We start from the raw sequence: 13,804 nt of genomic DNA on the forward strand, positions 1-13,804 counted from the left end.
TCTTTTTGTTGTTTTGTAATAGGTTTCCATGCCGGATTTAAAACAAATTGACGACCACATTCTCGGCATTTATAATGAAAGTTTATGATGCCGAGTTTGACCGTTTCGACTAACTTCTTCCGAACCACAATTAGGGCAACAATTGATTTCTAATGTCATATCACGCTATGGCAAATACTTCTCTAATCATAACGTACTCTGATCCTTTCCTTCAGGGCACTACCAATTTTTATATGAGGCACAATATTCATCAATAAAATTGATGGTGGGTCGAGATAGCCGGGCTTCATCCATAGACAGCAAGTGGGTTTTGGTCATTTTTGGCTATTATACTTCCATCAGAGTGACAGAAGAGCAATAGTGCCAGTTGGGGGGTGCGGAATGTGGGTTAGATGGGTCTGAAAAACTTCTGCGTAGGTGATTGCCGACACAGTGGTTGTCAGTAGGGGGTATCATACTGATCGTATAGGGAAGTAATCGGCTTCATGTACAAGACAGGACACCAGTAATTCTGCCTAAGCACAAGCGATGTAACCCTCGTGCTCACGATCAGGACTTTTATACGACTCGTCAACAGAATTGAAAACTGATGATCCAACTGAAGCAGTATCGGGTGATTGAGATACGTTCGTCTAGCCTGTAACCACATTTCTCGGTGCGATTTACCTTGGTGCTTTCGTTATCTGGTTGAATTGATGACGTACTCTAGGAACGGTGAAAGAAGAAGTATTGGCACAACGGCATCGTCGGTGTGGGATGTTATAAAATAGAGAGAGTAGTATGAAAATTGCACTAGTCCATGATTACTTGACACAACCCGGTGGGGCAGAGCGTGTATTTGAATTGCTGTGTAAACGCTACCCCAATGCTGATATTTTTACGTCTCTGTACGAACCTAAACGAACTATTGATCTAGGTGAACGTGAAGTTCGCACAACTGTACTTCAGAAAGTTCCAGGGGCAAGTAAGAATTTTAGGCTAATGGCTCCATTTTATTTTTCAGCCTTTCGAGCCTTGGATCTAAAAGACTACGATATGATTATCAGCAGTACCACGAGCTTTGCTAAAGCTGTGCGAAAAAGACCAGGAGCAATACATATTTGTTTCTGTCACAATGTCACCCGTTTTTTGTGGGATACCACAACTTATCTTCGAGACTATGCTACCTATCGAAATCTTTCGGGTATGCTAGAACCGATTTTTCAGCAGATGAGAAAAGCCGATTTAGATTCTGCTCAGGAGCCAGATTTTTACATTGCTAATTCCAGCACAGTTGCCAGTCGTATTCAGCAATTTTATGGAAAAAAATCAGTTGTTATTAACTATCCCATTGACATCAAAAAATTTATTTTCTCCAAAGATAAGGAGGACTTTTACTTGACCTCAGCTCGTCTTCTTGGTTACAAACGCATCGATGTGATTATTGAAGCATTCAATTGGCTGGGATGGCCATTATCGATCACGGGTGATGGCCCAGAGCGAGAGCGTCTTGAGTCTAGAGCTTTAAAAAATATTAAATTTCTAGGTCATGTCAGCGATACAGAACGCAGTCAGTTGATGTCTAAAGCTCGTGGTGTGATTGTTGCAGCCTTGGAAGATTATGGTTTGGTTCCAGTGGAAGCTAATGCTAGTGGAACGCCGGTAATTGCCTATGGTAAGGGTGGTGTATTAGATACTCAGATCCCAGGTAAGACAGGAGTTTTTTTCAATTTACAGACACCTGAAGCGATTCACACAGCAGTAGTTGAGTCCAGTAAGATTGCATGGGATTATGAAAAAATTCGCTCCCATGCGATCGATAACTTTTCCGAAGAAGCTTTCTTTGGAAAAGTAGAGGGGGTGATTGAGGAAGTTTGCGGCCGTCATCAGCGATAAATATATTTGGTTCAATAGGTTTACGATTGAGGCGTAGAAGTGATTGAAAACAATATAAACTCAATTGCTGAAACAGAAGCGGGCTATGGAGAACTGTTTGCAGTTCTAATCCGCCGACGCTTTTGGTTGCTAAGTGTTTTGTGTATTGTCTTGGCTGCTGCCACTGTAAAAGCCTTGAAGGAAAAGCCTACCTATACAAGCTCAATGCAGCTCCTGGTAGAATCTAATTATCAAGGCAAAAAAGACGGTAAAACAGGTAATCAATTTGCTGATTCTAATGTTGAGATAGACAATGCTACTCAGCTTAGTTTGATGCAAGGTTCTCAGCTCATCCAAAGGGCGGTGAAATTGCTTCGCCCTGAGTACCCAGGAATCGATGTAGAGGAGATTAGAAAATCCTTAGCTGTCAATCAAGTGGCAGATGAGAAGGCAAAAACTCAGACTAAGATTTTTCAAGTAACTTACACGGCTAATAATCCGACTCAAACCCAGAAAGTCCTACAAGTAATGCAACGGGTTTATCTGGATTACAACCGAGAACAGCAGAGACTACGTTTAACTAAAGGTCTTGCCTTCATTGACGAACAATTACCCAAGGTTCGCAAGAACGTTGCTCAAGTTGAGGCTACCTTAGAAGAGTTTCGCAAAAATCAAAATCTGATTGAGCCAGAAGTACAAGCAAAAGCTCTGACTGACGCAATTAACAACCTTCAGCAGGAGCGACGGACAAACCAAGCGACTAGAAGGGAGCTTCAGGCTCAATACGACTCTTTGCAGCAGCAACTTGCCAGTTCTCCGCAGGAAGCGCTCGTGGCGGCACGGCTAAGTCAGTCTTCTCGTTATCAAGCCTTACTCAACGAAATCCAAAAGACAGATTTAGCCATCGCCCAGCAACGGATACGCTTCACTGACCAAAACCCAGTTATTCAAAAGCTACTCTCGGAGCGCAACAAGCAACTAAGTCTCTTGCAAGCAGAAGGGGAACGTGCTACACCAGAAGTTTCTGCTCAGATCCCGGATACGGGAGAAAGCCTTTTGAAAGAAAGGCAACTCGGTGCAACTGACTTAATTATCGCGACGAAGCTTCTGGACATTCAGACAAACTTAAAGGGCCTAACGTCACGCGACGAAGCACTGGCAAACAAAGAGCAGCAGCTCCGTGTAGAACTCGATCGATTTCCTAATCTATTGGCTAAGTACACTCGTTTACAAACAAACATACAACTCAAGCGTGAAACTTTTCAACAGTTAGAGAAAGCACGGCAGGACTTAAGTTTGGAAATTGCCAGAGGTGGATTTGATTGGCAAGTTGTTGAAGTACCGCAACCCGGTAAAAAGAGTAGTTCCAAAAAACAGCAAAACATTATGCTGGGTGTCGTGGTTGGATTGTTCTTGGGTGTTGCTGCGACTTTTGTTCGCGATATGTTGGATGATTCTGTTCATAGCTCGGATCAGTTGACAAAACTGGTTCCCCTACCTCTACTAGGAATGACTCCACAGTTACCGCTGGTCAAGAAGAACAAACTGATCGTGAAGCTACCTTTCGGCAAGCGACAAGCTTCTGCCGCTTGGGCAAGCGAACCAATCATCAAGCTACCTTTTGGCAAGCCAGAAGGTATGATGCCTTGTACGATTGAAGTAATTCATAGTCCACCTGCTTGGGAATCCTTTGACCTAATTTATAAGAACATTCAACTTCAAAATTCTGGTTCGACTTTCAGTCCTTTAGTCATTACTTCAGCATTGGATGGTGAGGGAAAATCAACAATCGCATTAGGTTTGGCAATTAGTGCTGCGCGTCTACATCAACGGGTACTGCTAATTGATGCTGATTTCCGTCAGCCGATGCTGCATAAACAGCTCAATCTCCCTAATGAGTATGGGCTTTCTACTCTGCTGGAAAGTAACGGTACAGTGCCCATACGCAGTTATATTCCATCGTCAGACATATATATTGATATTTTGACTTCTGGGCCAATACCCGAAGATCCCGTAAATCTGTTAAGTTCTCCTCAAATGCAGAGATTAATGGCAGGGTTTGAGCAGAGTTATGATTTAGTTCTGCTGAATGCACCTCCTGTTTTAGGGATCGTAGATGCTCTGCTGGTTGCATCCTGTTGCCGGGGGGTAGTGTTGGTGGCACGGATTGACCTAGTGACAAAAACCGCACTTACTGAGACTACCGCCATGCTGAACAAGTTAAATACGATCGGACTGATCGCGAATGGGGGTATTAGTCTCAAAAAGGGCAACATACCCAGTGTCAAGTCATAAAAACGTTCTATATCATAGATTGTGTAATTTGTCAAGATTCAAATCCTATGTTGTTGAAAAAAATATAAAACATCAAAGTATTGTAAAGCTTTCTTAAAGATATGGACTTGCGCTTGAGTTTGGCTAAAACACAAATATAATTCTACTTAAGTAATCCGTGTAGGGAAATCTTGAATTATTAAGTAATTTTACTTACAAACAATAATTTAGTAACATTAGCGTCAAGTAATAAAAACCATGACCATTTTAGCCGTGTCAAATTTAAATATCTATTCCTCTGTAGAGCCACAGCATTCAAGCCATTACTTACCTCACTGCATTCTGAAGTGGCGACAGGGACAGTTATTCGTCAGTCTCGGACAACAGACCAAACAGCCTTATATCTCCGCGTTTGAGACAGAGCAACAACTAATAAAATGCTTGAAACGATCTCCAGTACGGCTGGTTCGCCTCCATCCAACCCTCGGTGAGGCAACACTGAAGCTTTGGGCAGATGCCTGCGAGCAAGCGAACAAACCCGTGTTTCTACGGAGCACTATTCAAAAAAAATTTCAAAAGCAAAGCCAACTTAGTCCCCAGCCCAAACAATGGATGGACTCAATTGTCGCCTTTCTTTTGCTTTTATTGCTCAGTCCGATTATAGTGGCGGCAGCTATATCGATCTACCTATATTCACTAAAGCCGAGTTTCCCTCAGCAATGGTACATTGGCAGAGGAGGCAAGTTCTTCCGTCTTCTCAAGTTTCCCACGATAGTAGCTAATGACAATTCTCGTGCTACACCTTTAATTCGTTGGATGTGTAAGTACAATGTGGATAAATTACCGCAGTTGTTCAATGTGCTACGGGGTGACATTAGCTTGAGGGATTCATTCTCTCCTTTGACAATATCGAAGGCAGTAAAACTCAGCTTGGAAAGTTAATAATACGTGATTGCATTATTGGAAAGTGCAGAAGCTCAAATTCAGGGAAACAATTCAAATGAGGTTGATTTGGTTGTGATAAACACTGAAGTTTCAATTTAAAAAGCTTCTGCGCTTCATTCCAAGTTTATGGAAGCAATCGAGGGCTAAGGCCATGCTTCTCTAACGCATCTACAAAAATCAATAGTTTTCGGGGAATCTTGATTCTGTCTTTGAAATTACAACCCAGATTCCGCACGCACCTCATAAATTTAGGGGGAACACACTCTAACTACCCATAAATATAACGATTAATGATGAGCTAAAGTCCATATATAGTCCGTAAAAATTCCAACTATTGAAGTGTAAACAGGTGGAAAATGAAAAAAATTTTAGTGACTGGTGGAGCAGGTTTTATAGGTTCGGCAACAATCACTGAACTTCAAAAGCATGGTCATGATATTTATGTTATTGATGACTTATCCTTTGGAAATAGAGATTTTTTGACAATTTCTGATACGTATTTTCATAAGCTTGATATTTTGAACGAAGATGGCTTAACCGAAGTTATTCATAAAATGGATCCAGATTGGATTATTCATCTGGCAGCCATACACTTTATTCCCTACTGCAATCAACATCCCTTCAAGTCGAGTAACATTAACATACAAGGGACTCTCAACGTATTAAGCGCTGCAAAAAGCTTAAAAAATTTAGAAAAGATGTTTTTTGCTTCGACAGCAGCAGTTTATCCAATTTGTGACCATGCTATCCCAGAAACTCAGCAAACGAACCCTCTAGATATTTATGGGTTATCTAAACTAGCTGGCGAACATTTGATGAATGAATTTCACCTACAAACATCTATTCCTACAATAATTTGCAGGTTTTTCAATGCGTTTGGTCCTAATGAGACTAATTTGCACTTGATTCCTGAAATTCAAAGGCAAGTTAATTCTGGTCTAAGAACTATTGAGCTGGGCAATCTCGAACCAAAACGAGATTTTATCCATACGTATGATATGGCAAGAGCCATTTTTATGCTGCTTGATAGGTTTGATGCTGGAATTGATGTATTTAACTTAGGGAGAGGTCAAGAATATTCGGTGATAGATGTAGTAAAAGAATTTGAGAACCAACTGGGAGAAGAAATTACGATCAAAGTGGATCAGTCGAGAGTGAGAAAAGTAGAGCGGATGCATTTACTAGCTGACATCTCTAAACTTAAAGCCTTTATGAACTGGGAACCTGAAATTAGTCTTAGCGAGGGGATTAAAACTTTACTTAATCACTAATATAATTTATTTTTTCATAATTTATATTAGTGATTAAATTGAAATTCAAAATCAAACGTGATGGAGGTAAACCCAATGAGTCAAGCGAAGAAAAAGATTTTGTTTCACTTACCAACTCTAATCGATCCCCGCAATTACAACGGAAGACAGGGTAGAATTTTAGGGGTTTTAAAATATTTTAGGGAGCGAAAAGAGTTTTTTGAAGTGCATGGTGTAGGTGGCAATGAATTTGGACTTCCTCAATGGAGTTCGGAACAAAGAAAAGAAATATTAAATTTTATAGATAACGTATTTATATACGAAGGTGAGCGTAACTTATTTGACTTCGTATATACTCGAAGCCAAAGCTTCTATTATCAAAAATTATTACGGCAACAATTACCTGTCGATTCTGATTACTTGGCTCCTCCCGGTTATGTTGAATTTGTTCGGAATTTAGTCGTTCAAAATAAATACAATTTTATTTGGATTAATGTCCTTGACTATGCTCATTTAGCAGCAAAAAGCAAATTGGGGGTTCATAGTATAATTGACCTGCATGATATTACCTCCAATTTCCGCCTGGTTAGGAAAAATATCTCTTATTCTAAAGGATTGAAATTTGACTATGAGTCCAATTTGGATTGGGAGATTAAACTAATTAATAAATTCGATCGGGTGATTATTGATGCTCAGGATGAGAGGACAATTCTTAGCTCACACCTCCCGTCCGAAAAGTTATGCTTAGTTCCCACTTTAATTGAAGGGTTGAGTTATGAGTCAAATATAGTTCCTTATCAAGGCAGAGAGTTTAAGTACGATCTGCTGTTTGTTGGTTCTAATAATCAACCAAATAAGGAGGGTTTAACTTTTTTCCTTAATTCAGTTTTCCCTGAGATTGTTCGTCGTAAACCTGATACTCTGCTGATAATTGCTGGTCAGATAATCCAAGATATTCAAGTTGATACCTCTTTCAAAGAAAATGTTAATTGTTTGGGATACGTTCCGGATTTAGCAGAGATTTACTTCAAGTCGAGAGTGGCAATTTGTCCTTTAATAACTGGGGCTGGTACTAAATTTAAGCTTGTAGAAGCAATGGCTTATGCAATGCCGATCGTTGCTACTAAAATTTCTGCTTCGGCACTCAGTTTGATAGATGGGGTAAATGCCTTTGTTACAGATGATCCAAAAGTCTATGCTCAACAAGTCCTCTCCTTACTTAACGAACCAGAATTAGCTCAAAAGATTTCCCAAGAGGTTGCTATAACCTTTAAGAACGAACACTCAAGTTCAGCGGTATACTCAAAACTTGATGAGATATTGGGTATATCCCTGTCTCAATCAGAATGCAATGCTGGGAATTTGAAGTTGTGATGATTTTATTCAACTTTCTCTACAGATTTAGCAAACATCTCATTTTGGAGCAAATAAATATAATCCGAACTATTGATTTATCTGTTAGTTTATCGCTATCTATCATACTGTTAGACAAGGAAATTTCAAAAGAGTATGTCTACAAAAAATCAGGTTTTATCCTCACCAGGAAACATAGCATACTTTAAGGCTTTGCGTCCAAGACAATGGACAAAAAATCTAATTGTCTTTGCTGCACCTCTGTTTGCCTTTAGCATCAATTTACAATCACTATTAGGTAGTTGGTTGGCTTTTGCATTATTTTGTGGAGCGTCTAGTAGTTTCTATTTAATTAATGATATTGTCGATCTCAAAGCCGATCGTCAACATCCTGTTAAAAGTCAGCGACCAATCGCCTCTGGATTAGTTAGTATTCCCGTCGCGACAGGAATGGCCGTTTTGCTATTAGGTAGCGTTTTGACTCTTAGCTGGTTAAGGAATCCTCAATTAGGTGCAAGCATTACGGCTTATGCCTTATTGCAGGTTGCTTATAATCTGAGACTTAAACGGATAGTGATTTTGGATATTGGTGCGATCGCCATCGGATTTGTTCTCAGATCCCTCGGTGGTGCAGCAGCTACAGGTGTAGTTTTATCATCTTGGTTTCTACTCTGCACAGCAATGCTGGCATTGTTTTTGGGGATTGAGAAGCGCAAAGCAGAACTGCGATTGGCACAACTCAAAGGTAGCAAACCTCGTTCCGTCCTCAAACGCTACTCCTTACCAATGTTGAGTCGGATGGAAAACGTTGTTACTTCTAGTACAGTTGTAACCTATGCACTTTGGAGTTCAGGTCCCTATATGCGTGGAGCATCCACTTCTTGGATGCTACTGACATTGCCATTTTTACTATATGGCATTTTTCGCTATCAACTACTAAGCGATCCCCAGGAAATTTCGATCAATAGTGATAGTAAAATTGAGCAAGGAGGAAGCAGTGAAAGACCTGAAGAAGTTTTATTAAAAGACGTACCAATACTACTCACGGTCATCGGTTGGGTGTTCACCTGCTTTACGATTTTGTGGCTAAAAAATCAAGCACTAATCGACTAAAAGTTTCAATACCAAAATTGGAGGAATAGGTAAATGAGAAATTTTAAAAATGGGTTCCTCAAGTTACGCCAGATAGGAATCAAAAGAAAACTTCATACATTGGCACACGGAGCCGATGGAGTAGCTCAAATCGATATTGACTGCTTGAGGGAATCTGGCATTAAAGGAATCATTCTCGATCTAGACAACACGATAGTCTCTGAAGACGATCTGTATTTATCTCCTGGTGCAGAAGAATGGATTACACAAACAAAACTGGCAGGCTTCCAATTTTTTATTTTATCCAATGGGAAACGAAGCTATAGAGTCAAATATTGGTCTCATCGTTTGAATATTCAGGCTATTAGTCCAGCCAAGAAACCTTTTCCTTTCGCATTTCACCAGGCGATTGCTTATATGAAAGTCAACCCTAAACAAGTAGTGGTTATAGGTGATAGCTTACATACTGATGTTGTAGGAGCATGGCTTTCTGGGTGTTGGTGTATCCAAGTTGCAACACTGCCCCATCCACCTAGATGGTGGGAAAAAATTGCCGGAGAATGGATACAAAAATCTTATCCAAACATTAATAATCTTGGAAAATTTGATGCTGTTTTTGAATATCAAAGCTTTTTGTAGAACAATACTCCGGACAGTTTTTGAGATCGAGGCTGAAACCCTCATTCTACCGTTAGCATTCGACCTCACTGAGAAGGCTGAAACCCTCATTCTGCCGTTAGTGATTGAAAACTGTCCGGACTATTGGTAGAAGATAATTTAGATAAAACAAACACTATCAAAGTCATTTAGTCATAAGAGAGGAAATTTTAGCTATGTATAATCAATTCGTTTTTGGCTTGCTAATTTTTATTGCAGTCTGTCTAAATACAATTGCTCAAACTCTTTTAAAACTAGGAGCCGGTCAAAATCCATTAAACCTATATTTACTAGGGGGGATTTGTAGTTACGGCTTAAGCACAGTTTTTTATATAATAGTTTTAGGAAAAATGAATTTATCTGTCGTCTATCCCATAGTTATAGGTTTAACAGTTGTGTTAACAACAATAGCTGGAAATGTGATTTTGCGGGAGAAAGTTTTATATGTTCAATGGATAGGAATCGGTTTAGTGTTAAGTGGTATTTGTGCGATCGCTGTTGTAAAAAATAGTTAAGTCAAGTTAAATGTAGTTCATCAAGTATTAAACCTGGGGGGTAATAACCCGGCTGGAACCCAGAGCGAGTAAAAATTTACCCGACTTCTGCTAAAATAAAGATAGGCAAGATAGGCAGCCTAATGGTTAGATACTTGCGGATCAAAAAAAATGTTACCAACATTCTAATAAGACTCACTTACAAACACAACTGACTTATGCTAAGTTGATAGGTGTTCGGGAATGAAAGCATGATTTATCCTACAAATTTCATATCCCCATTCAGCAACGGCATTTACTAATCTATTTGAATTATGAACAATTCAACCATCATGATAATATATAAAATCAAATCCTTAATCAATTCTTTGTCTGGACCCAAAAGTTTATGCCTGGTATTGCTACTATTAGGTATATTTTTTAGGTTTGTCAATCTTGACCAAAAAATTTACTGGCGTGATGAAGCACTCACTTCATTACAAATCTCTGGTTATACCCAAAAAGAATTCATTCAACAAACTTTCAACGGTCAAATTCTTAGCTCTGAAGATTTACAGAAATATGTGCATATTAGACCAGAAAAATCCCTAACAGATACCATTAATGCTTTGGCAACAGAAACCCCCGAACATCCACCCCTTTATTACATAATGCTACGGTTGTGGGTACAGTATTCGGGTGATTCTGTGGCAGTAATTAGAAGCCTTTCTGCTTTTCTGAGCTTACTGGTGTTTCCTTGTATTTACTGGCTATGTATGGAACTATTTAAGTCTCCTACGGTAGGCTGGATGGCAGTTGGATTAATAGCCGTATCACCATTTCATGTACAGTATGCCCAGCAAGCACGAGAGTATAGTTTTTGGACTGTAACAACCTTATTATCAAGTGCTGTATTGTTACAAGCCATGCGGCAAAAAACTAGAGTTAGTTGGGCAATTTATGCAGCGACGCTAGCGATCGGACTATATGGTTACTCTTTCTTTGTATTTGTTGCAATTGCACATGGTTTGTATATTTTAATAACTTCTAATTTTCGATTTACCAAGACACTGATTTCTTATTTTGCAGCATCGATTATAGGATTTATAACTTTTATACCTTGGATTTGGACTACTATCTATCACTTACCGGAAGTAAATCGGTCAATGGAATGGACTAAGGAAAAAGCAAGTTTATTAGACTTGTTTAAAATGTGGTTCAGTAATATGAGATTAATTTTTTTTGATTTAGAAATACCTAAAATACCATCTTTTAGTTTATTCTATTCATTGGTTTTATGTATTACTGTGTTGATTGGATATTCAATTTATTTTCTATGTCGTCACACCCCAAAACAGGTTTGGCTGTTTGTATTAATATTAATTATTTCTAACTCTTTACCTTTAATGTTACCCGATGTAATTTTTGGGGGAACCCGGTCAACAACTGCTCGATATTGGATTCCTTGCTATTTAGCCATTCACCTATCTATCGCTTATCTTTTTACTACTAAAATTACCTCTATAGAAATTTCACAACCAAGAAAATTTTTGAAAATAATCATAGCTATTGTGATTTCAGGTCAAGTTTTAGCCTGTGCGGTGAATGCTAACACAAAAGTGTCGATAAGTAATCCATCTCAGAATGAGAAATTAAGTCAACTTATTAATCAAACTAATCACCCACTTGTAGTGAGTAGTAATTATAAATATAACCCTACTGAATTATTATCTTTGAGTTATTTACTTGATTCAAAGGTGCGGCTTCAGTTAGTCAAGAGCTCTGATCTGCCTGATATTCCTAATAAATTTAGTGATGTGTTTGTTTACAGCCCTTTCGGCTTACCTCCAGTATGGCAGGATGAATTACCAAAAAAATATAACCTAGAGCCTGTTCAGCAGTTAATAAAATTGTGGAAGTTAACAAAAATAAATTGAAATCGGCAGCAATTAGAAGAGTATCTGTCAGTTTAGAATTTAAAATTTTTATAACTATTTTTAGATTTGTCCAAAATTTATGGTATAAAATAGAATAGCTATATAACTTATTGATTAATATCACTCAAAAAATATGCACCTAAAAATTCCTACTTCAGTTAATGATCTGATAAAAAATACAAAATTTTGGCAGAAAAATTACTTGTTTCTGCGAGAATTCAAATACTTTCCTAAAGTTGTAATCTTAGCTCTAGTATTTTCATTTCTGGCCGCGACTTTTGAAGGTGTTGGTATTGGGTTTCTGCTTTCCTTTTTACAAAGCTTGACGAATCCTGATGCAGCACCGATTAAGACAGGAATCGGCTGGTTTGATGTTTGGGTATTAGGAGTCAATACATCTGCTACCAGCCGATTTTACCGAATATCAGCTTTAATATGGCTGAGTACCTGGACGCGCGCCTTATTTAACTATTTGGCGCAGACTTATACGGAAAATTGTCAACTTAATTTGATGGATCGGCTCCGCAAACAGATTTTTGAACAACTTCAAGCTGTAAATCTGAGTTACTTTGCTACAACAAAATCAGGAGAATTGATTAATACAATTACCTCGGAAATAGAAAAATTTAAGAACATTTTTAATGGCAGTGCTTTCTTGTTTACTAGGGGGCTAACCATCGCCATTTACCTGATGTCGATGATTTTGATTTCGTGGCAGTTGTCACTCATTTCAATAATGCTTTTCACTCTTATGGCTGTAGGCTTGTCTACGTTGAATAAGCGAGTCCGTGAAAGAAGTTTTGAAATATCAACCGCTAATGGACAATTTACCACAACAGCTATAGAATTTATTAGTGGAATTCGGACAATTCAGTCATTTGCTACTCAGGATTTTGAGCGAAAGCGTTACTACAAAGCTAGTGAAGATTTTGTCAGCGCCTCTGTCAGAATTATCCGGCTTTGGGCAATGGTAAAGCCCATTGCGGAAGGGATAGCAACTACAATTTTAATTGGTATGATTCTTGTAGCGTTCACGGGTGTTTTAACGAATGGTCCGCTGAAAGTAGCTTCCTTACTAACATTTCTATTTATCCTGGTGCGCTTAGTTCCAATTATCCAAGATGTGAATGGAACTAGAGCAGTTCTTAGTAGTTTGCACGGCTCTGCTGAGAATATCAAAGACCTTTTGAGAACGGATAATAAAACATATTTTAAAAATGGCAAAATTGATTTTTTAGGCTTAAAGCACTCGATTGAGTTTATCGGTGTAGATTTTGGCTACGATACTAATGATTTGGTTCTCAAAAACATCACGCTATCCATTGAACGAGGAAAGATGACAGCGCTGGTAGGATCTTCCGGTGCTGGCAAAACAACTTTGGCTGACCTGATTCCTCGATTCTACGATCCAACACAGGGGAAGGTGCTTATTGATGGAATCGATCTACGACAGTTTGAGATCAACTCTCTGCGACAAAAGCTGGCTATAGTAAGTCAGGATACTTTCATTTTTAATACTTCGGTTCGCAACAATATTGTTTATGGAAAAGAAGGCGCAACAGAAAAGGAAATTCAAGAAGCAGCTCGACTTGCCCATGCTCTAGAATTTATTCAAGATATGCCTGAAAGATTTGAGACTCAACTCGGGGATAGGGGGGTACGATTGTCAGGCGGTCAACGCCAACGGATTGGGATCGCTCGTGCTTTGTTACGCAATCCAGAAATTTTAATTTTGGACGAAGCAACCAGTGCTTTAGACTCTGTATCAGAGCGATTGATTCAGGAGTCTATAGAAAAGCTTTCTGTAGGTCGTACCGTAATTGCGATCGCGCATCGTCTATCAACTATTATGCGAGCCGACAAAGTTATTGTACTCGAGCAGGGAGAAATCGTAGAGCAAGGAACCTATAATGAATTACTGGCGCTACGTGGCAAACTTTGGGATTATCACCAGATGCAAAATCAATGA

The 13,804-nt window shown here is 38.9% G+C and carries 10 protein-coding genes; all 10 read left to right on the plus strand.

Features of this window, described 5'->3' with window-relative positions:
• Positions 1–780: 780 nt before the first annotated feature.
• The 10 genes from QT979_RS25320 to hepA all read left to right on the plus strand — a co-directional run bounded on the left by QT979_RS25320 (position 781) and on the right by hepA (position 13,804).
• Positions 781–1,875, plus strand: coding sequence for a glycosyltransferase (locus QT979_RS25320; protein ID WP_333312034.1), 1,095 nt, complete (start codon positions 781–783; stop codon positions 1,873–1,875).
• 39 nt (positions 1,876–1,914) lie between these two features.
• Positions 1,915–4,149: a polysaccharide biosynthesis tyrosine autokinase gene (locus QT979_RS25325; RefSeq protein ID WP_333312035.1), complete on the plus strand. Its 2,235-nt coding sequence runs from the start codon at positions 1,915–1,917 to the stop codon at positions 4,147–4,149.
• Between the two features lie 237 nt (positions 4,150–4,386).
• On the plus strand, positions 4,387–5,070 hold the full coding sequence (hepC, locus tag QT979_RS25330) for a heterocyst development glycosyltransferase HepC (protein ID WP_333312036.1): 684 nt from the start codon (positions 4,387–4,389) through the stop codon (positions 5,068–5,070).
• Between the two features lie 359 nt (positions 5,071–5,429).
• Positions 5,430–6,344 carry an NAD(P)-dependent oxidoreductase gene (locus QT979_RS25335; protein ID WP_333312037.1) on the plus strand — a complete coding sequence of 305 codons (915 nt, stop codon included), beginning with the start codon at positions 5,430–5,432 and terminating at the stop codon, positions 6,342–6,344.
• Positions 6,345–6,419: 75 nt separating this feature from the next.
• Positions 6,420–7,697: a glycosyltransferase gene (locus QT979_RS25340; protein ID WP_333312038.1), complete on the plus strand. Its 1,278-nt coding sequence runs from the start codon at positions 6,420–6,422 to the stop codon at positions 7,695–7,697.
• A gap of 135 nt (positions 7,698–7,832) precedes the next feature.
• Complete coding sequence (locus tag QT979_RS25345; protein ID WP_333312039.1) at positions 7,833–8,789, plus strand: decaprenyl-phosphate phosphoribosyltransferase; 957 nt, start codon at positions 7,833–7,835, stop codon at positions 8,787–8,789.
• A 33-nt stretch (positions 8,790–8,822) separates the two neighbouring features.
• On the plus strand, positions 8,823–9,407 hold the full coding sequence (locus QT979_RS25350; RefSeq protein WP_333312040.1) for a YqeG family HAD IIIA-type phosphatase: 585 nt from the start codon (positions 8,823–8,825) through the stop codon (positions 9,405–9,407).
• Positions 9,408–9,601: 194 nt separating this feature from the next.
• Positions 9,602–9,940, plus strand: coding sequence for an SMR family transporter (locus QT979_RS25355; protein WP_333204359.1), 339 nt, complete (start codon positions 9,602–9,604; stop codon positions 9,938–9,940).
• A gap of 293 nt (positions 9,941–10,233) precedes the next feature.
• Positions 10,234–11,835, plus strand: coding sequence for a glycosyltransferase family 39 protein (locus tag QT979_RS25360; protein ID WP_333312041.1), 1,602 nt, complete (start codon positions 10,234–10,236; stop codon positions 11,833–11,835).
• 133 nt (positions 11,836–11,968) lie between these two features.
• Positions 11,969–13,804 (plus strand): heterocyst formation ABC transporter subunit HepA, encoded by a 1,836-nt coding sequence (hepA, locus tag QT979_RS25365; protein WP_333312042.1) that lies wholly within the window; start codon positions 11,969–11,971, stop codon positions 13,802–13,804.

This window comes from Microcoleus sp. w2-18bC1 (assembly GCF_036700365.1).
Taxonomy (GTDB): Bacteria; Cyanobacteriota; Cyanobacteriia; order Cyanobacteriales; family Microcoleaceae; genus Microcoleus.